Source organism: Citrobacter sp. Igbk 14 (assembly GCF_028069825.1).
Taxonomy (GTDB): Bacteria; Pseudomonadota; Gammaproteobacteria; order Enterobacterales; family Enterobacteriaceae; genus Citrobacter.
In genome coordinates this window covers 13,297-33,312 of sequence record NZ_JANEWM010000005.1, presented here as the reverse complement: position 1 = coordinate 33,312, position 20,016 = coordinate 13,297, and the positions used below count along the sequence as shown (strand labels likewise).

17 protein-coding genes are annotated in these 20,016 nt (G+C 51.8%); 6 read left to right on the top strand and 11 right to left on the bottom strand.

Features of this window, described 5'->3' with window-relative positions; translation table 11 throughout:
- Positions 1-3: 3 nt before the first annotated feature.
- From fixX to NNN64_RS03265, 4 genes are read right to left on the bottom strand one after another with little or no spacing between them, the layout of a single operon-like run.
- Entirely contained in the window at positions 4-291 is a 288-nt protein-coding gene (gene fixX / locus NNN64_RS03280) for a ferredoxin-like protein FixX (protein WP_271440468.1), read from the bottom strand.
- Positions 288-1,574, bottom strand: coding sequence for an FAD-dependent oxidoreductase (locus tag NNN64_RS03275; protein ID WP_271440467.1), 1,287 nt, complete (start codon positions 1,572-1,574; stop codon positions 288-290). The genes fixX and NNN64_RS03275 overlap by 4 nt, the downstream gene beginning before the upstream one ends.
- A 50-nt stretch (positions 1,575-1,624) precedes the next feature.
- On the bottom strand, positions 1,625-2,566 hold the full coding sequence (locus NNN64_RS03270) for an electron transfer flavoprotein subunit alpha/FixB family protein (RefSeq protein WP_271440466.1): 942 nt from the start codon (positions 2,564-2,566) through the stop codon (positions 1,625-1,627).
- Between the two features lie 15 nt (positions 2,567-2,581).
- Positions 2,582-3,352 (bottom strand): electron transfer flavoprotein FixA, encoded by a 771-nt coding sequence (locus NNN64_RS03265; RefSeq protein ID WP_271440465.1) that lies wholly within the window; start codon positions 3,350-3,352, stop codon positions 2,582-2,584.
- A gap of 482 nt (positions 3,353-3,834) precedes the next feature.
- Between NNN64_RS03265 and caiT the strand changes: the two genes are divergently transcribed.
- The 6 genes from caiT to caiE all read left to right on the top strand — a co-directional run bounded on the left by caiT (position 3,835) and on the right by caiE (position 10,960).
- The gene (caiT, locus tag NNN64_RS03260; protein ID WP_271440464.1) at positions 3,835-5,352 is read left to right on the top strand and encodes an L-carnitine/gamma-butyrobetaine antiporter; all 1,518 of its coding nucleotides are present in this window, start codon (positions 3,835-3,837) and stop codon (positions 5,350-5,352) included.
- 34 nt (positions 5,353-5,386) lie between these two features.
- Positions 5,387-6,529, top strand: coding sequence for a crotonobetainyl-CoA dehydrogenase (gene caiA / locus NNN64_RS03255; protein ID WP_137383761.1), 1,143 nt, complete (start codon positions 5,387-5,389; stop codon positions 6,527-6,529).
- 60 nt (positions 6,530-6,589) lie between these two features.
- On the top strand, positions 6,590-7,807 hold the full coding sequence (caiB, locus tag NNN64_RS03250; protein WP_271440463.1) for an L-carnitine CoA-transferase: 1,218 nt from the start codon (positions 6,590-6,592) through the stop codon (positions 7,805-7,807).
- A 63-nt stretch (positions 7,808-7,870) separates the two neighbouring features.
- The gene (gene caiC, locus NNN64_RS03245; protein WP_271440462.1) at positions 7,871-9,424 is read left to right on the top strand and encodes a crotonobetaine/carnitine-CoA ligase; all 1,554 of its coding nucleotides are present in this window, start codon (positions 7,871-7,873) and stop codon (positions 9,422-9,424) included.
- Positions 9,425-9,478: 54 nt separating this feature from the next.
- Positions 9,479-10,264 (top strand): crotonobetainyl-CoA hydratase, encoded by a 786-nt coding sequence (gene caiD, locus NNN64_RS03240; RefSeq protein ID WP_271440461.1) that lies wholly within the window; start codon positions 9,479-9,481, stop codon positions 10,262-10,264.
- Positions 10,265-10,363: 99 nt separating this feature from the next.
- Positions 10,364-10,960: a carnitine operon protein CaiE gene (gene caiE, locus NNN64_RS03235; RefSeq protein ID WP_271440460.1), complete on the top strand. Its 597-nt coding sequence runs from the start codon at positions 10,364-10,366 to the stop codon at positions 10,958-10,960.
- Between the two features lie 76 nt (positions 10,961-11,036).
- Here the strand turns inward: caiE and caiF are convergent, their stop codons facing one another.
- The 7 genes from caiF to fkpB all read right to left on the bottom strand — a co-directional run bounded on the left by caiF (position 11,037) and on the right by fkpB (position 19,930).
- On the bottom strand, positions 11,037-11,432 hold the full coding sequence (gene caiF / locus NNN64_RS03230) for a carnitine metabolism transcriptional regulator CaiF (RefSeq protein ID WP_003829705.1): 396 nt from the start codon (positions 11,430-11,432) through the stop codon (positions 11,037-11,039).
- 273 nt (positions 11,433-11,705) lie between these two features.
- A complete protein-coding gene (gene carB / locus NNN64_RS03225; protein WP_271440459.1) occupies positions 11,706-14,933 on the bottom strand; it encodes a carbamoyl-phosphate synthase large subunit in 3,228 nt (1,075 codons plus the stop codon).
- Positions 14,934-14,950: 17 nt separating this feature from the next.
- Positions 14,951-16,099, bottom strand: coding sequence for a glutamine-hydrolyzing carbamoyl-phosphate synthase small subunit (gene carA, locus NNN64_RS03220; protein ID WP_271440458.1), 1,149 nt, complete (start codon positions 16,097-16,099; stop codon positions 14,951-14,953).
- A gap of 454 nt (positions 16,100-16,553) precedes the next feature.
- Positions 16,554-17,375: a 4-hydroxy-tetrahydrodipicolinate reductase gene (gene dapB, locus NNN64_RS03215; RefSeq protein WP_271440457.1), complete on the bottom strand. Its 822-nt coding sequence runs from the start codon at positions 17,373-17,375 to the stop codon at positions 16,554-16,556.
- 173 nt (positions 17,376-17,548) lie between these two features.
- Positions 17,549-18,463, bottom strand: coding sequence for a ribonucleoside hydrolase RihC (rihC, locus tag NNN64_RS03210; protein WP_271440456.1), 915 nt, complete (start codon positions 18,461-18,463; stop codon positions 17,549-17,551).
- Between the two features lie 65 nt (positions 18,464-18,528).
- Entirely contained in the window at positions 18,529-19,479 is a 951-nt protein-coding gene (gene ispH / locus NNN64_RS03205) for a 4-hydroxy-3-methylbut-2-enyl diphosphate reductase (RefSeq protein ID WP_271440455.1), read from the bottom strand.
- A gap of 1 nt (position 19,480) precedes the next feature.
- Positions 19,481-19,930: an FKBP-type peptidyl-prolyl cis-trans isomerase gene (gene fkpB, locus NNN64_RS03200; RefSeq protein ID WP_271440454.1), complete on the bottom strand. Its 450-nt coding sequence runs from the start codon at positions 19,928-19,930 to the stop codon at positions 19,481-19,483.
- Between the last annotated feature and the right edge of the window lie 86 nt (positions 19,931-20,016).

Here is a 20,016-nt window from a genome sequence, read left to right as displayed (position 1 = left end):
TTATTAGCCGTAGCGGAACTCCACGCCAAACGTTCCGCGCGGGTATTCCCATTTCTCCAGCGCCGTATCAAGTCCGAGAATTCGGCACGTCCCGCACTCAAGGCACCCGGCGTAATCAAAACGCACGCTGCCATCATCCTGCTTTTTATACAGCCCCGCCGGACAGGCCTTAATTAGCACCTCCAGTACCTGTTTATCCGGCTGCGTTCTCAGAATGATATGTGGGCTCTCTTCATCCACATTGAATTTATTGACGCCCAGTTTGACGTCCACATTGACGGGAGATGTCATAATACGGTCACTCCTTTCAGGCCATCTTTCATCAGGTTGATGAAACCCACTTTCTTCGCATGGCGCAGGATTTTTTTACGCATGGGTACCGGGGCGGAACCATCGACGGTGAATAGATCGCGGGCAATACTGACCGCCATTTCGGGATAAGCGGTAAACATGCGGGGATTATCAAGAAAAGCCGGCAGTTTCTGATACATGCGCATATCGCGCATCGGACCTTCGTCCAGATGCTGACGGTATTCACCCAGCGACTGCTTGCTAAAGTCATCACGCGTCATGGCAGAAAGCACTGTCTTCGCCGCGGCCTCACCTGCCGATATCGCTAAATCCATACCGCGGATGGTGAAGCCGAGATTCATACACATCCCGGCAGCATCACCGGCAATCAGAACGCCATCGCCTACCAGCTCAGGCTGCATATTCATTCCGGCTTCAGGTACGACGTGCGCGGCGTATTCCACCAGCTTGCCACCGGCAATCAGCGGCGCTACAGCCGGATGCTGTTTGAAATCTTCCAGCATTTGCGGGACCGATTTTTTCGCGTCTTTCAGATGATGAAGACCACAGACCAGACCCAGAGAGAGCGTTGTTTCATTTGTATACAGGAAGCCGCCTCCCATCAGGCCATCGGTTGGCGACCCGGCAAACAGACAGGCGGCGCCTTCGTTACCCTGCAACTGAAAGCGATCCTCAATCACCGACTTTGGCAACTCGATCAGCTCTTTCACGCCAACGGCGACATGCGCAGCCTGAACGCGCTTTGCCATTCCCAACTTTTCTGCCAACAGAGAATTCACCCCATCGGCAAGGATCACCACTTTCGCTTCCAGAATATCGCCATCGGCTTCCACGCCCACGACTTTGCCATCGCGCTGTACGACGTTATCCACACGAATACCGGTGATGAGCTGAGCGCCGGCTTCTTCGGCCTGCTCCATCAGCCAGGCGTCAAACTTACTGCGTAATACGGAGTAAGAAACCTGCGACGATGCAGCATCCTCACCGTTGCAATAGTCGATAGTCATCGCCCCTTTGTCGGTCATAAAGGCGAGTTTTTCGTGGGTAATCACACGTTCAATCGGGGCTTGTTCGGCAAAGCCTGGGATAATACGCTCCAGGCTATGCGCATACATGCGCCCACCGGTGACATTCTTCGCGCCAGCAGAATTTCCGCGCTCGATAACCAACACTTGTGCACCTTCGCGAGCGAGCACCAGCGCCGCAACCGAACCGGCCAGGCCTGCACCCACGATGATGGCATCAAAGATATCTTCGGACATAACAAACTCCTCTCTGCAGCAGGGTACTCTCGTACCCTGCCCGATATGGTTTAGCGCGCTAAGGCAGCCGTCAGCGCAGGCAGGATCTTCAGTGCATCACCAACGATGCCGAAATCCGCGTACTGGAAGATCGGTGCATTTTTGTCTTTGTTGATAGCGAAGATCGTCTGCGCGCCGTTGGCGCCAACCATATGTTGGATCTGCCCGGAAATCCCCACGGCCAGATACAGTTCAGGTTTCAACATCAGGTTGGAGATGCCGACGTAGCGTTCGTGCTCCATCCACTTCTCGTTTTCTGCTACCGGGCGGGAACAGGCCAGCTCAGCGCCAATCGTCTGGCACAGCGCTTCAGCCAGAGAGATATTCTCTTTGCTGCCAATACCACGTCCCACGCTGACCACCAGACGGGCTTTATCAAGATCAACGCTGTTGCTCTGACGCGCCTGAGTTGCCGTACGCGTCACGGCAATGGTCGGAGCCTGCCATTGCACCGTGTGCATCTCGCCGCTACGGGAGGTGTCTGGCTGTTGGGCGTCAAACGTTCCGCTACTAAGCGTCAGTACGGCAAACGGTGACGCGATGGTTTCCGCTCCCATTGCCAGGCCACCGTAGACCATATGTTTGACCGCTGCTTTTCCGTCCTGCAATGTCACTGCACTGGCATCATTGGAAACTGCCGCTGACAAACGAAAACCCAGTTTTGCCGCTAACAACTTGCCGCGACGCGTATTCGGCAGCAGTACCGCACCCCCTTCGCTGTGCTGACGAATCGTCTCAGCCATTACCCCGGCATAATCCTCCACCATGCGATCTTCTGGTTTACCGCTGAGCAACCAGGCATGATCCGCACCCAGTTGGAATGCCATCGCGCTATCAGCGTCATTCAGTACGAATGTGTTAACCTTTTCACCTAAAGCCTGCGCACCACTCATCAGTTCCGGCAGACGAGAAGGGGTATCGCTGAATACCCAGACACTGGAAAACTTGTTCATAACATCCCCTGATAATTAAATGATTTTGCGAAGATTCTCGACAAATGCGGCAATCTGTTCTTCACCGTCGCCTTCAATCACAACGCGTTGACGCTCGCGTTGTTTCGGTGCGGCAACCTGTTGTACGGAATACGCCTGTGCGCCAGTAAATCCAATGTCCGCTGGCGACCAGACCTGAACCGGCTTTTTCGCTGCACCGAGAATGGCTTTCATCGAAGGGATTTGTGGCGTGTTGATGTCAGTTGAGACCGCAATCACCGCCGGCAGCGGTATGCTCAGGGTCTCAATTTCATCTTCCAGTTCGCGTTCTACTGTAAGGGTGTTATCCGTTAGGGACAGGATCTTGCTTACACCGTTAATCGCCGGGATATTCAGTGCTTCGCCCACCAGCAGACCAACCTGCTGTGCGTACAAATCGGAAGAACCATCACCACAGATAATCAGATCAAAGCCTGATTTTTGTGCGGCAGCGGCCAGCGCGCTCGCGGTATGTTGTGGCAGCGCCTGTTCAAACTGATCGTCAATCACCACAATCAACTCATCAGGGCCACGGGAGAGCACATCTTTACGCCCTTTGGCGTTAGTCAGTGCTTTCCCCCCCACGCTCATGGCGACAACCTGTGCTTCTCCTTGCTGCTGTTTTAACTGACACGCAGCTTCGATTGCATTCAGATCATATTGGCTGATTTTGCCATCCGCTTTGCTGAAATCCAGGGAACCGTCAGCATTATTAATTGCAATATCCTGTTCATCAGGTACGCATTTGTAGCAAGTAATTATCTTCATTGCATCTCCAGAAATCATGAAGGAAACGTTATTTATATCGGCGGTGTTAAATACAAATATCACGCTCTTTAATTCGGAAATAAAACATTAATCACCAATATTGAAAATGTCACACATTGATATTCATAACTTTCAATAGTGTTATGCATCTCACCAATATTGAAAGAAACGTGTCAAACAGGAAAATTTTCAATATTGTTTGCTGGTTCAACAATATTGAAAGATAAACACTTAAAAAAGTTAAAAAACCAATCATAACTAATTGAATATTAAGGATTAATATTGATATTTAAGCCAAAATTACCAGCATAAAAAAATCGTGATATACATCACAGAACCAGCCGTTACGAATACCCATTATGAGTTACTCACTGAGGCGCCCCAGAGGTTAAATAGTTATCAACAAATCATTAATAATAAATAAACAAAAGATTACAAACGGGAACGCTAAATAAATTTCGTTTTCACACTGGAATTCAATTATGAAAAATGAAAAGAGAAAGTCGGGAATTGAACCTAAGGTTTTCTTTCCGCCATTAATAATTGTCGGGATACTTTGCTGGCTAACAGTAAGAGATCTTGATGCTGCTAATGTGGTTATTAATGCGGTATTTAGTTATGTCACCAATGTCTGGGGTTGGGCATTTGAATGGTATATGGTCATCATGCTCTTCGGCTGGTTCTGGCTGGTTTTTGGTCCGTACGCCAAAAAGAAATTAGGCGACGAAAAACCAGAATTTAGCACCGCCAGCTGGATTTTTATGATGTTCGCCTCCTGTACATCCGCTGCCGTACTGTTCTGGGGCTCGATAGAGATCTACTACTATATCTCTACGCCCCCCTTTGCTCTCGCCCCGAACTCTACAGGTGCGAAAGAGATAGGCCTGGCATACAGCCTGTTCCACTGGGGGCCGCTGCCATGGGCAACCTATAGCTTCCTCTCCGTTGCCTTCGCCTACTTCTTCTTTGTGCGCAAAATGGACGTCATCCGCCCCAGCTCTACACTGGTGCCTCTGGTTGGCGAAAAGCATGCAAAGGGCTTGTTCGGAACGATCGTCGATAACTTCTATCTGGTGGCGCTGATCTTTGCGATGGGTACCAGTCTCGGTCTGGCGACACCGCTGGTAACCGAGTGTATGCAGTACCTGTTCGGCATTCCGCATACGCTGCAATTAGATGCCATCATCATTACCTGCTGGATCATCCTGAACGCTATTTGCGTAGCCTGTGGCCTGCAAAAAGGGGTCAAGATCGCCAGTGATGTGCGTAGCTACCTGAGTTTCCTGATGCTCGGTTGGGTGTTTATCGTCAGCGGTGCCAGCTTCATCATGAACTACTTCACCGACTCCGTCGGGATGCTGCTGATGTATTTGCCGCGCATGTTGTTCTATACCGATGCTATCGGCAAAGGCGGCTTCCCGCAGGGCTGGACCGTCTTCTACTGGGCATGGTGGGTCATTTACGCCATCCAGATGAGTATCTTCCTTGCACGTATTTCTCGTGGTCGTACCGTACGTGAACTGTGTTTCGGGATGGTGCTGGGTCTGACCGCTTCGACCTGGATCCTGTGGACTGTCCTTGGCAGTAACACGCTGCTGCTGATGGATAAAAACATCCTCAATATCCCGCAGTTGATTGAACAACACGGTGTGGCGCGCGCCATTATCGAAACCTGGGCCGCCTTACCATTTAGCACCGCCACGATGTGGGGATTCTTTATCCTCTGCTTCATTGCCACTGTCACTCTGATTAACGCCTGTTCCTATACCCTGGCGATGTCGACCTGTCGCGAAGTTCGCGACGGTGAAGAACCACCGCTGCTGGTCCGTATCGGGTGGTCCGTCCTGGTGGGCATCATCGGTATTGTTCTGCTGGCACTGGGAGGATTGAAGCCGATTCAAACTGCCATCATTGCCGGGGGATGTCCGCTGTTCTTCGTCAACATCATGGTAACGCTGTCCTTTATTAAAGACGCCAAAGTGCACTGGAAAGACAAGTAATTCTCATTAACCCAATTGATCAAGAGGCTGAAAGATGGATTTCAACTTAAATGACGAACAGGAACTGTTTGTCGCCGGTATTCGTGAACTGATGGCCAGTGAGAACTGGGAAGCTTATTTTGCCGAGTGCGATCGCGACAGCGTCTATCCAGAACGTTTTGTAAAAGCACTGGCGGATATGGGGATTGATAGCCTGCTGATCCCGGAAGAACACGGTGGTCTGGAAGCGGGTTTCGTCACCGTTGCCGCCGTCTGGATGGAACTGGGTCGTCTTGGCGCACCGACTTACGTGTTGTACCAATTGCCAGGAGGTTTTAACACTTTCCTGCGTGAAGGCACACAGGAGCAAATTGATAAAATCATGGCGTTCCAGGGAACCGGTAAGCAGATGTGGAACTCCGCGATCACCGAACCGGGAGCGGGATCGGATGTTGGTAGTCTGAAAACCACTTATACACGCAAAAATGGTAAGGTTTATCTTAATGGCAGTAAGTGTTTTATCACCAGTAGCGCCTATACCCCGTATATCGTGGTGATGGCGAGAGATGGTGCATCGCCGGATAAACCTGTTTATACCGAGTGGTTTGTTGATATGAGCAAAGCAGGTATCAAGGTCAACAAGCTGGAGAAACTTGGTCTGCGCATGGATAGCTGCTGTGAAATCACCTTTGATGACGTCGAACTGGATGAGAAAGACATGTTCGGTCGGGAAGGTAATGGTTTCAACCGCGTAAAAGAAGAGTTTGACCACGAACGTTTCCTCGTCGCTCTGACCAACTACGGTACGGCAATGTGCGCCTTTGAAGACGCAGCGCGCTACGCTAATCAGCGTGTACAGTTTGGCGAAACTATCGGCCGTTTCCAGCTGATTCAGGAGAAGTTTGCGCATATGGCGATCAAACTGAACTCCATGAAAAACATGTTACTGGAAGCCGCATGGAAAGCGGATAACGGCACCATTACCTCGGGTGACGCGGCAATGTGCAAATACTTCTGCGCCAATGCCGCGTTCGAAGTGGTAGACAGCGCTATGCAGGTACTGGGTGGCGTGGGTATCGCGGGCAACCATCGCATTACCCGTTTCTGGCGTGACCTGCGTGTTGACCGTGTTTCTGGTGGTTCTGACGAAATGCAGATCCTGACGTTGGGTCGTGCGGTACTCAAGCAATACCGCTAAGTGGGATGCCGGATGGCGCTGTGCTTATCCGGCCTACAACTAACTGCCAGGAGCAAAAGAATGAATCATTTACCAATGCCAACCTTTGGGCCGCTTGCCGGGCTGCGGGTTGTCTTTTCAGGAATTGAAATTGCCGGGCCGTTCGCCGGGCAAATGTTTGCCGAATGGGGTGCGGAAGTTATCTGGATAGAGAACGTGGCATGGGCCGATACCATCCGCGTGCAACCCAACTACCCGCAGCTTTCACGCCGTAACCTGCACGCACTCTCGCTCAATATTTTCAAAGATGAAGGCCGGGAAGCGTTTCTGAAATTAATGGAAACCACCGACATCTTCATCGAAGCCAGTAAGGGCCCGGCCTTTGCCCGTCGCGGCATTACTGATGAGGTATTGTGGGAGCATAACCCGAAACTGGTTATCGCCCACCTTTCCGGCTTCGGTCAGTTTGGCACCGAGGAGTACACCAATCTTCCGGCTTATAACACCATCGCGCAGGCATTCAGCGGCTATCTGATCCAAAACGGCGACGTTGATCAACCTATGCCCGCCTTCCCATACACCGCCGATTACTTTTCTGGCATGACCGCAACCACCGCCGCGCTGGCTGCGCTGCACAAAGTGCGCGAAACAGGGAAAGGGGAAAGTATTGACGTTGCCATGTACGAAGTGATGCTGCGTATGGGTCAGTACTTCATGATGGATTACTTCAACGGCGGCGAAATTTGCCCACGCATGACCAAAGGTAAAGACCCCTACTACGCCGGTTGTGGTCTGTACAAATGTGCTGATGGCTACATTGTTATGGAACTGGTTGGTATCACGCAAATCAACGAGTGCTTTAAAGATATTGGTCTGGCTCACATCCTCGGTACCCCTGAAGTCCCGGAAGGCACTCAGCTTATCCATCGCGTTGAATGCCCATACGGCCCATTAGTCGAAGAAAAACTGGATGCCTGGCTGGCGGAACACACGATTGCCGAGGTCCAGGCACGCTTTGCCGAGCTGAACATCGCTTGCGCGAAAGTACTGACTATTCCAGAACTGGAAGGCAACCCGCAGTACGTTGCCCGTGAATCCATTACTCAGTGGCAAACGATGGATGGTCGCACCTGCAAAGGGCCAAACATCATGCCGAAATTCAAAAATAATCCGGGGAAAATCTGGCGTGGCATGCCATCACACGGCATGGATACCGCCGCCATTCTGAAAAATATCGGTTATAGCGAAGCAGACATAAATGAGCTGGTCGGCAAAGGCCTGGCCAGGGTTGAGGAATAAACGCGACGCGCTAACCCACGGGTTTGGTTAGCGCTCACGCCTGTTTTCAGTGGATAAAGCAATATGGATATCGTTGGCGGACAAAACTTACGTCAGATGTGGGACGACCTGGCCGGGGCGTACGGAGATAAAACGGCACTTATTTTCGAATCCTGCGAAGGAAACGTTCAGCAGTTTAGCTATGCCTCGCTCAATGAAGAGATTAACCGCACGGCAAACCTGTTCCATTCCTTAGGGGTTCGCAAGGGCGATAAGGTCGCATTGCATCTGGATAACTGTCCGGAGTTTATTTTTTGCTGGTTTGGACTGGCAAAAATCGGTGCCATTATGGTCCCGATCAATGCCCGTCTGCTGGGTGAAGAAAGCGCCTGGATCCTGCGAAACAGTCAGGTGCGCCTGCTGGTCACCAGCGCCCAGTTTTATCCTATGTACCGCCAGATACGCCTGGAAAACGAGACACCACTGAATCACATCTGTCTGATTGGCGATCGGCTTCCGGCGGATGACGGCGTGAGCCACTTTTCCCTCCTGAAAGACCGACAGTCGGCCACGCTATGCTATACACCCGCGCTATCCACTGACGACACGGCAGAAATTCTGTTTACCTCAGGCACCACCTCGCGGCCTAAAGGGGTGGTGATTACCCACTACAACCTGCGTTTTGCAGGTTACTACTCTGCCTGGCAGATCGCCCTGCGCGATGATGATGTGTACATGACGGTGATGCCCGCCTTCCATATCGACTGCCAGTGCACGGCTGCAATGCCGGCATTTTCATCAGGGAGCACCTTCGTGCTGATTGAGAAGTACAGCGCCCGGGGCTTCTGGGACCAGGTACGTAAATATCAAGCGACGGTGACGGAATGCATCCCGATGATGATCAGAACGCTGATGGTACAGCCCGCCTCACCGACGGACAGGCAACATCATCTGCGTGAAGTGATGTTCTACCTCAACTTATCAGAGCAGGAAAAAGACGACTTTACCGGTCGCTTTGGTGTCAGGCTGCTGACCTCCTACGGTATGACAGAAACTATCGTCGGCATTATTGGCGACCGTCCAGGAGACAAACGGCGCTGGCCTTCAATTGGTCGTGTCGGCTTTAGCTATGAAGCAGAAATCCGCGACGACCAAAACCTCCCCCTGCCCGCCGGTGAAATTGGTGAAATATGCATTAAAGGCGTGCCGGGTAAAACGATTTTTAAAGAGTATTACGCTCAGCCAGAAGCAACGGCTAAAGCGCTGGAGCCGGAGGGCTGGCTACATACGGGTGATTCGGGTTACCAGGATGAGGATGGCTTTTTTTATTTTGTCGACAGACGCTGCAATATGATTAAACGCGGCGGAGAAAATGTCTCCTGCGTTGAGCTGGAAAATATCATTTCTGCACATCCGAAAATTCAGGACATTGTTGTTGTCGGTATCAAGGACACTATCCGTGATGAAGCGATTAAAGCATTTATTGTCCTGAATGAAGGTGAAACATTAAGCGAGGCCGAGTTTTTCAGCTTCTGCGAACACAATATGGCGAAATTTAAGGTTCCCTCTTTTATGGAGATCAGAACCGACCTGCCGCGAAATTGTTCAGGGAAAATAATTAAAAAAAATCTGAAATAACCTCTCTGGCAGGAATATCTCCTGCCTGAAAACCTATTTATCTGGAGATGAACCATGAGTGAATCATTACATCTGACCCGCAATGGCCCGATTCTGGAAATTACGCTGGACAGGCCCAAAGCAAATGCCATTGACGCCAAAACCAGCTTTAAAATGGGCGAAGTTTTTCTTAATTTCCGTGACGATCCTGAATTACGCGTCGCCATCATCACTGGTGGCGGTGAGAAGTTTTTTTCCGCAGGTTGGGACTTAAAAGCCGCAGCGGAAGGTGAAGCACCTGATGCCGATTTTGGCCCAGGCGGCTTTGCCGGTTTAACCGAAATATTCGATCTCGATAAACCGGTCATCGCTGCGGTAAACGGCTATGCATTTGGTGGTGGTTTCGAACTGGCGCTGGCGGCCGATTTTATCGTCTGCGCAGAGAACGCCAGCTTCGCCCTGCCGGAAGCAAAACTCGGTATCGTGCCGGACAGTGGCGGCGTACTGCGTCTGCCGAAACTGCTGCCGCCGGCTATCGTCAACGAAATGGTGATGACCGGCAGACGCATGAGCGCCGAAGAAGCGCTGCGTTGGGGGATTGTGAACCGTGTCGTTAGCCAGAGTGAATTGATGAACAGCGCCCGCGAACTGGCGCAACAACTGGTTAATAGCGCCCCGCTGGCTATCGCCGCGCTGAAAGAGATTTACCGTGCGACCAGCGAAATGCCGGTGGAAGAAGGCTACCGTTACATCCGTAGCGGCGTACTGAAACACTATCCGGCTGTCCTGCACTCTGAAGATGCGCTGGAAGGGCCACAGGCATTTGCGGAAAAACGCGATCCGGTGTGGAAGGGCCGTTAATCAAGACATGCCGGATAGCGGTATAAACGCCTTATCCGGCCTACGAACACGGCATCTCAGCCCGATAAGCGCCATCCGGCAAAAAAGCGAGGAACAACCATGAGCTATTACGCCTTTGAAGGACTGATTCCGGTCGTACACCCGGATGCGTATGTCCACCCCAGCGCCGTGCTGATTGGCGATGTCATTGTGGGGGCCGGTGTGTATATAGGCCCGCACGCGTCACTGCGTGGTGATTATGGTCGTCTGATCCTCGAGGCAGGCTCTAATCTGCAGGATGGCTGTATCATGCACGGCTATTGCGACACCGATACCATCGTGCATGAGAATGGACACATCGGCCATGGCGCTATTTTACATGGCTGCGTGGTCGGTCGGGATGCTTTGATTGGCATGAACAGCGTCATTATGGACGGCGCAGTGATTGGCGAAGAGAGCATTGTTGCCGCCATGAGCTTTGTCAAAGCCGGATTTCAGGGGGAGGCAAGACAGATGCTGGTTGGCTCACCGGCTCGCGTACTGCGCGAAGTCACCGATCAGGAACTACACTGGAAACGGCTGAACACCAAAGAGTATCAGGATCTTGCCATTCGCTGTCAGACTGGCTTACACGAAACGCAGCCACTAACGCAGGTCGAAAAAAACCGACCGCGCCTGAAAGGCACGACGGATGTGAAGCCGAAATCAGCACAGTAATTGATGCCGGATGCGCTCACGCTAATCCGGCCTACGCGTCAATCACCGTTTGTACCGCCATCAGGCAAACTGATCATTAGCGACGCATACTCTTGGAGAGCATCATTTGCCATTTCTGCTCACGGTTAAGTTCTGTTGGAGGAACCGCTGACAGGCGCGGCGTTTTCGCCATGCTCACCTTTTTTTCCTGCAAATTGTGATTCAACCTGCTGTAAAGATGAGAATCAATACTCACAACTTTCACCAGTCGCTGGCACTGACAGCCCCGACCGGCAATCTGGTTAGGGATCATCTTAACTTCACAAACGATTTCCCCCACTTCGGACAGAATATAGGAGAGCGTATTAATCGCTTTGCAGTGTTCAATATCAAAATGGCGGGAAATTTCCTTTGCAGTGATCCAACGATCCTCAGCCATCATCCAGTCAGCAATTAACAAATAAAGCGGTCTTTCAACATATTTTTCACACATAAGCACACCATTTCACAAATTAAAAATCTGGCTACGGCCTGTCCAAATTAATAAAAACTAAGCCATATTAAAATTGTGGATATAAAGGATAGTATGCGACTTGAATGTTGATTAGTGTGAGCTATATCGTGCTTATTACATTGAAAATGTGGTTATGAAAGTGCATTTGGCCAGGAATGACCTTACTCGAATTTAAAAAAGGGTTTCTTTACAGAAACCCTTTCAAAATTATATTGCAGGTCAGGTTAACGCAATTATCACCGAACCTATTTTTTATGACTTTTTGATCTGCGCGTGCATTTCCTGGACAGAAGTCACCTTCTCGGTCGCATCTGCATTCAGCGCCATCGCCGTGGCAAAACCGCCGTTCAGCGTTGTGTCGTAATGCACCTTATACTGCAGCGCACTGCGGCGAATCAGCTTGGAGTCCTCAATCGCCTGACGACCTTCAGTGGTGTTGATGATGTAGGTGTATTCGCCATTCTTGATACGGTCCTGAATGTGCGGACGGCCTTCATGCACTTTGTTTACCAAACGTGGATTAATACCCGCTTCACCCAGCACAATCGCCGTGCCGTGTGTAGCATCCAGCTCGAAACCAAACTTCAACAGTTTCGCCGCCAGGTCTACTACACGTTCTTTATCGCCTTCACGTACGGAGAGCAGCGCACGGCCCTGTTTTTTCATGGTAGAACTGCTGCCCAACTGTGCCTTAGCGAACGCTTCGGCAAAGGTACGCCCCACGCCCATGACTTCACCGGTAGAGCGCATTTCTGGCCCTAACAGCGGGTCAACACCTGGGAATTTGTTGAACGGCAGCACCACTTCTTTCACGGAGTAGTACGGCGGGATAATTTCTTTGGTTACGCCCTGCTGTGCCAATGTTTTACCCGCCATCACACGTGCCGCCACTTTCGCCAGCGGTACACCAGTGGCTTTAGAGACGAACGGTACAGTACGCGCTGCACGTGGGTTAACTTCAATCAGGTAAACTTCGTTGTTCTTCACGGCAAACTGGACGTTCATCAGGCCACGCACCTGCAGTTCGAAGGCCAGTTTCTGCACCTGTTGACGCATGACGTCCTGAATTTCCTGACTCAGCGTATAAGCAGGCAGAGAACATGCGGAGTCACCAGAGTGCACACCCGCCTGTTCGATGTGTTCCATAATGCCGCCAATCAGCACCATTTCACCGTCACAAATAGCATCCACGTCAACTTCTACCGCATCGTCGAGGAAGCGGTCCAGCAGCACTGGCGCGTCGTTGGACACGCTAACTGCCGTCTGGAAGTAACGACGCAGGTCGGCTTCGTCGTAGACAATTTCCATCGCGCGGCCGCCGAGAACGTAGGACGGACGCACCACCAACGGATAACCGATTTCTTTTGCTTTCTCAACAGCTTGCTCGATAGCGGTTACGGTGGCGTTGGCCGGTTGCTTCAGCTTCAGACGGTCAACCGCCTGCTGGAAACGTTCACGGTCTTCGGCACGGTCAATCGCATCCGGGCTGGTACCGATAACCGGAACACCTGCAGCTTCCAGCGCACGAGCCAGTTTCAGCGGAGTCTGACCACCGTACTGAACGATAACGCCTTTCGGCTTCTCGATACGCACGATTTCCAGCACATCTTCCAGCGTCACCGGCTCGAAGTACAGACGGTCAGACGTGTCGTAGTCGGTTGAAACGGTTTCCGGGTTACAGTTGACCATGATGGTCTCGTAACCGTCTTCACGCAGCGCCAATGAAGCGTGTACACAGCAGTAGTCGAATTCAATCCCCTGGCCGATACGGTTCGGACCACCACCCAGAACCATAATTTTATCGCGGTCTACGGACGGATTCGCTTCACACTCTTCTTCATACGTGGAGTACATGTAAGCAGTATCGGTAGCAAATTCTGCGGCACAGGTGTCAACGCGCTTGTAAACCGGGTGCAGCTTATACTGTTCACGCAGTTTGCGAATTTCTGCTTCGCGCACGCCAGCCAGTTTAGCCAGACGCGCATCGGCGAAGCCTTTGCGTTTAAGCATACGCAGGAAGTCAGCGTCGAGGCCGTTAATGCCCACGTCTGCCACTTTTTCTTCCAGACGCACCAGTTCTTCAATCTGCACCAGGAACCAGCGGTCAATGTTGGTCAGGTTGAACACACCATCGACGGACAGGCCAGCACGGAACGCATCAGCGATGTACCAGATACGCTCAGCGCCTGCGTCTTTCAGCTCACGGCGGATTTTAGTCAGTGCTTCCGGGTCATCCAGGCTTACTTTCGGGTCAAAACCGGTCGCGCCCACTTCCAGGCCACGCAGCGCTTTCTGCAGTGATTCCTGCTGGGTGCGGCCAATCGCCATCACTTCACCAACAGATTTCATCTGGGTAGTCAGACGGTCGTTTGCGCCCGCAAATTTCTCGAAGTTAAAACGTGGAATCTTCGTCACAACGTAGTCGATGGACGGCTCGAAAGATGCCGGAGTACGACCGCCAGTGATGTCGTTCACCAGCTCATCGAGGGTGTAACCCACCGCCAGTTTCGCCGCTACTTTCGCAATCGGGAAGCCTGTTGCTTTAGACGCCAGCGCTGAAGAGCGGGAAACGCGCGGGTTCATTTCGATGACAATCAGGCGACCATTTTTCGGATTCACCGCAAATTGCACGTTGGAACCACCGGTTTCAACGCCGATTTCACGCAGTACAGCCATCGAGGCGTTACGCATGATTTGATATTCTTTGTCGGTCAGCGTCTGGGCAGGTGCTACGGTGATGGAGTCACCGGTATGGATGCCCATCGCGTCGAAGTTTTCGATGGAGCAGACGATGATGCAGTTGTCGTTTTTATCACGCACCACTTCCATCTCGTACTCTTTCCAGCCAATCAGTGATTCATCAATCAGCAGCTCGTTGGTTGGGGAAAGATCCAGACCGCGTTCGCAGATTTCTTCGAACTCTTCGCGGTTATAGGCGATACCGCCGCCGGTGCCGCCCATGGTGAAGCTGGGACGGATAATGCACGGGAAGCCAACATCAGCGGCAACCGCCAACGCTTCTTCCATGGTGTGGGCGATGCCTGAACGCGCGGTGTCGAGGCCGATTTTTTTCATCGCGATGTCGAAGCGACGACGATCTTCTGCTTTATCAATGGCATCTGCCGTCGCGCCAATCATGGTCACGCCGAACTCAGCCAGTACGCCCTGGCGTTCCAGTTCCAGCGCACAGTTCAGCGCCGTCTGGCCGCCCATGGTCGGCAGCACCGCATCCGGGCGCTCTTTTTCGATAATTTTGCGTACCACTTCCCAGTGAATAGGCTCGATATAGGTTGCATCGGCCATTTCCGGGTCGGTCATGATGGTTGCCGGGTTGGAGTTCACCAGAATGACGCGGTAACCCTCTTCACGCAGCGCTTTACACGCCTGCGCACCGGAATAGTCAAACTCACACGCCTGACCGATTACAATCGGACCCGCGCCCAGAATCAGGATACTTTTTATGTCTGTACGTTTTGGCATGGCTCTTATACTCCTGATTATTTCGCGGACTGACGGTATTGCTCAATAAGCTCGATAAAGTGGTCAAACAACGGCGCAGCGTCGTGCGGACCTGGGCTCGCCTCCGGGTGTCCCTGGAAGCTGAATGCCGGTTTATCGGTACGATGAATCCCCTGCAGGGTGCCGTCGAACAGTGACTTGTGGGTCACGCGCAGGTTGGCAGGCATGGAGGCCTCATCAACCGCAAAACCGTGGTTCTGCGCGGTGATCATCACGGTATTGTTATCAATATCTTTCACCGGATGGTTGCCGCCGTGGTGGCCAAACTTCATCTTGATGGTTTTTGCACCGCTCGCCAGCGCCAGCAGTTGATGACCGAGGCAGATGCCAAATACCGGAATATCGGTTTCGAGGAATTTCTGAATCGCGGTAATCGCGTAATCGCACGGCGCCGGGTCGCCAGGACCGTTGGACAAGAAGATACCGTCCGGATTCATCTTCAGGACCTCTTCTGCAGAGGTCTGCGCCGGTACTACCGTCAGGCGACAGCCGCGATCCGCTAACATACGCAGAATGTTGCGCTTGGCACCAAAATCATAAGCCACAACGTGGAACGGGAGTTCATCAGCAGATTTTGCTTCCGGTAAGTCACCTGCCAGCGTCCAGCTACCCTGCGTCCAACTATACGGCTCCGCAGTGGTCACTTCTTTCGCCAGATCCATACCGTTCAGGCCCGGAAATGCTTTGGCTTTTTCCAGCGCCAGTGCCGCATCCGGGTTGTCACCCGCAATAATGCAGCCGTTCTGTGCGCCCTTCTCACGCAGCAGGCGCGTCAGCTTACGGGTATCGATATCGGCAATCGCCACGATGTTATGGCGCTTCAGGTAAGAAGAAAGGTCTTCAGTATCGCGGAAGTTGCTGGCAATCAGCGGCAGGTCGCGAATGACCAGGCCTTGCGCATGTACCTGAGAAGATTCTGCATCGGCTTCATTGGTGCCGACATTACCGATATGAGGATAAGTAAGAGTGACGATTTGGCGGGAATAGGAAGGATCAGTGAGGATTTCTTGATAACCGGTCATTGAAGTATTGAAAACGACTTCCCCAACCGCCGAACCTGTTGCCCCTATGGCCCGACCGTGAAACTGGGTTCCGTCTTCCAGAACCAATAGCGCTGACTTAATCAAAACACCCTCCAGAGAATATTCACTCACTTTATTTGCATATTAATTCATTAACACACCATGAATCAATGCAAATTTGCTTACCTATGGATTTCTGGCAAACGGCGGCATTCTAGAGATAGCCCACGTAAAAGTCTACCCAAAAGGACAATTTTTATTATTATTTTGCGCCATTGACGAATTAACCCGCCTCCAGGCATCAAAAAGATCAACTAACTTAGAGTAGAAAACGCTTGCGGAGCAGGAAGAGTATCAAATCTCAGAAACAAGAGATAAAAAGCAGACCAAATGGTCAAAATTTACATTTAACCAACAAAAAAAGGCAATAAAACTTATAAAAACAAGAAACTCGATTTAAAAACAACACTAAACAGATAAAATAAAGGGCAATAAAATATTGCCCTATGTAATCAAATAATTACGACTACAATAACCACATCACGAAGGGTAATAAACCTTACAAATTGCGTAAATCAAGCACATCTCGCATATCAAAAAGACCATTTGATTTAGATTTCAGCCAAATCGCCGATCTCACAGCACCGTTGGCGAATGTCATACGACTGGAGGCTTTATGCGTAATCTCGATGCGCTCACCAATATCAGCAAACATCGCGGTATGTTCCCCAACGATATCTCCCGCACGCACCGTAGCAAAACCGATAGTGCCCGGCACACGTTCACCGGTATAACCTTCACGCGCATAGACGGCACAGTCTTTTAAATCTTTATCCAGTGCCCCGGCTATCGCCTCCCCCATCGCCAGCGCGGTACCAGACGGCGCATCCACTTTATGGCGGTGGTGAGCTTCAATAATTTCAATGTCGGTATAGTCACCCATGACTTTCGCGGCTTTCTCCAGCAACTTCAGCATGACGTTAACGCCGACGCTAAAGTTAGCGGCGAAGACGATGCCAATATCCTGTGCGGCATCGTGAATAGCCTGTTTTCCCGCATCATCAAAACCTGTGGTACCAATTACCATGCCTTTGCCGTGCTGGCGACAAAACGCCAGATGTGTCAGCGTACCTTCAGGACGGGTAAAATCGATAAAAACATCAAAATCATCTTTTATCGCTTCAAGGCTGCTTTGCACGGTCACGCCCGTCTTTCCTGCGCCCGCCAGTTCCCCGGCATCGCTACCCAGTAAGGAAGAGCCTTCACGTTCCAGCGCCGCACCAAGCTGTACGCCATCCATACCCAGCGTGGCCTGAATCAACTGACGCCCCATGCGTCCTCCGACTCCCGCGATGGCAACGCGGATTTGTGCATCATGCATAGCTATTCTCTTTTGTTAATTTTACGTAAATCGTTTTCAGATTAACCAGCGTATCGCTGCGCCGCCAGCCGAAAACGTCGATAATTAGAATTTAATGATAAACAGGGAAAGATATCAGTAAAAGGCATGACGCCACAGAATAAGCAGCGTCATATCGTTATATAGCGTGGAAATCAGGGGGCCAGTGCCAGAACGTGCGCCACCCACTGCTGGAATCCCTCAACGTTCAGCCCCAGTGCCACCTGGGCATTAGCGGGTTGCCCCAGCCGCCCTTCGATATCTACTACCGTTGTACCAGCGGTATATTCCCCCTGCGTTTCAACGGCGACAAAACAGGGCTTGAGCGTAAAGAGATCCGGGCGCACCAGCCAGGCAATCGCACAGAGGTCGTGCATTCGCAGCCCCGTATTCATGCTACCGCTACGGTAATGACTGAACAGCGCATGCAGCATTTTTCCGGTCTGATTAAGCCCTGGTAACGTCGCCAGATAATCCGGCGCAAGCATGGCCTGGTTGGTCACGTCCAGCCCGCACATTACAATCTCCAGCCCACTCTGGAATACTTTCGCTGCCGCTTCCGGGTCGATAGCAATATTAAACTCAGCGTTTGGCGTGAAGTTCCCGCGCCCAGCCGAACCGCCCATAATCACCAGGCGGTGAATATTGAAGGTACACTCAGGATAATGAGTGAGGAGCAACGCAATATTCGTTAAGGGGCCAATGGCGACCAACGTCACCGGTTGTGGGGCATGCATCAACGCGTCACGGATAGCCTGAAAAGCAGGTTTTGCCAGCGGCTGGCGGTCGTGCTCGACAAATTCGTACCCTTCCATGCCGGACTCCCCGTGTACAGAAGCAGCATCGCGCAACGGGCGCACCAGCGGCATGGATGCGCCCTGCGCCAGGGGAATATCCGCATTCCAGAAATGCAGCAACTGCAATGCGTTACGGGTGGTTTTTTCCACCGAAACATTGCCTGCTACCGTGGTCATTAGTTGTAGATCCAACTCAGGGGCAAACAACGCAGCGGCAATTGCAGCGGCATCATCAATGCCGGGATCGGTATCAAGAATGATCGGTAAGCGCATGGTTTCTCCAAAAAAAATGCCAGACGTTAAGTCTGGCATCTTCGCATAATCGTGACGTGAAAGACTTACTCTACTTCACGAACATCCACACGCAGTTCTTTAGGCACTTCGAAAACGATATTCTCTTCACGGCCTTCAAGCGGGATAGCTTCTCCACCGCCCAACTCCTGCAGACGAGCAATCACATTCTGAACCAGAATATCGGGTGCCGAAGCACCGGCCGTTACGCCCACACATTTCGCGGCTTTCACCCACTCTTCCTGGATATCAGTCGCATCATCAATCAGATACGCGGCTTTCCCCATCCGCTGCGCCAGTTCAGCCAGACGGTTAGAGTTAGACGAGTTTTTCGAGCCGACAACCAACACAACATCCGCCAGCTCCGCCAGCGCACGTACCGCTTCCTGACGGTTAGTGGTGGCATAGCAGATATCGTCTTTTCGCGGCCCGACGATTTTCGGGAAGCGTTGGCGCAGCGCGTCGATGACATCCGAAGTATCGTCAACGGAGAGCGTGGTCTGCGTCATGAAGGAAAGTTTACCTTCATTTTTCACGTCCAGTTTCAGCACATCTTCCGGTGATTCAACCAGATACATCCCCCCTTGCGGGTTGCTGTATTGGCCCATCGTACCTTCAACTTCCGGGTGCCCGGCGTGACCGATCAGGATCGACTCTTCGCCGCGACGGCTGGCCCGGGCGACTTCCATGTGCACCTTGGTCACCAACGGACAGGTCGCATCAAAAACTGTAAGGTCGCGGCCTTTGGCTTCGTTACGCACTGCCTGAGATACGCCGTGGGCTGAGAAAATCAAAATTGAGCCGTCTGGCACTTCACTGATTTGCTCAATAAAAATAGCGCCGCGCTCACGCAGGCTATCCACCACGTAGCGGTTATGCACCACTTCGTGACGGACATAAATCGGCGCGCCGTAAATAGCCAGCGCGTTTTCTACAATGCTGATAGCGCGGTCTACGCCAGCGCAGAAACCGCGCGGGTTGGCCAACAGGATCTGCATTTTACGCCTCCAGTACTGGTTCGACTTCCAGCACTTCAATATCAAAATGAACGGTATGCCCAGCCAGCGGATGGTTGAAATCAACCGTGATCGAATCACCGTTGATTTCGCGGATAACACCTGGCATCTCACTGCCGTCCATTGCGGTAAAGAGCATGATTGCGCCAATTTCTGGCTCACCCGCGTCCATAAATTCCCGACGCGAGAAATACTGAATTAAGTCCGGGCTGGTGATGCCAAAGGCCGCATCCGGTTCCAGGGAGAACGTGGTTTTATCGCCCTCTCTTAACCCCAGCAGGTGCTGCTCCAGTCCTTCAGACAGAGAACCATCGCCCAGGCGAAACAGCGCAGGCTTGCCGTTATTGCGGGTTGACTCTGCGGTGGAGCCATCGTCGAGCTTGAGGGTGAAGTGCACCAGCACCGCACTGTTACTCTGTACTGATTTAGACATGCAGGTTGCTCTTTAAAATTGCTGCCGACTGTTTGCCCGGTGGCGCTACGCTTACCGGGCCTACAAGGATCGCAGTATATTGTAGG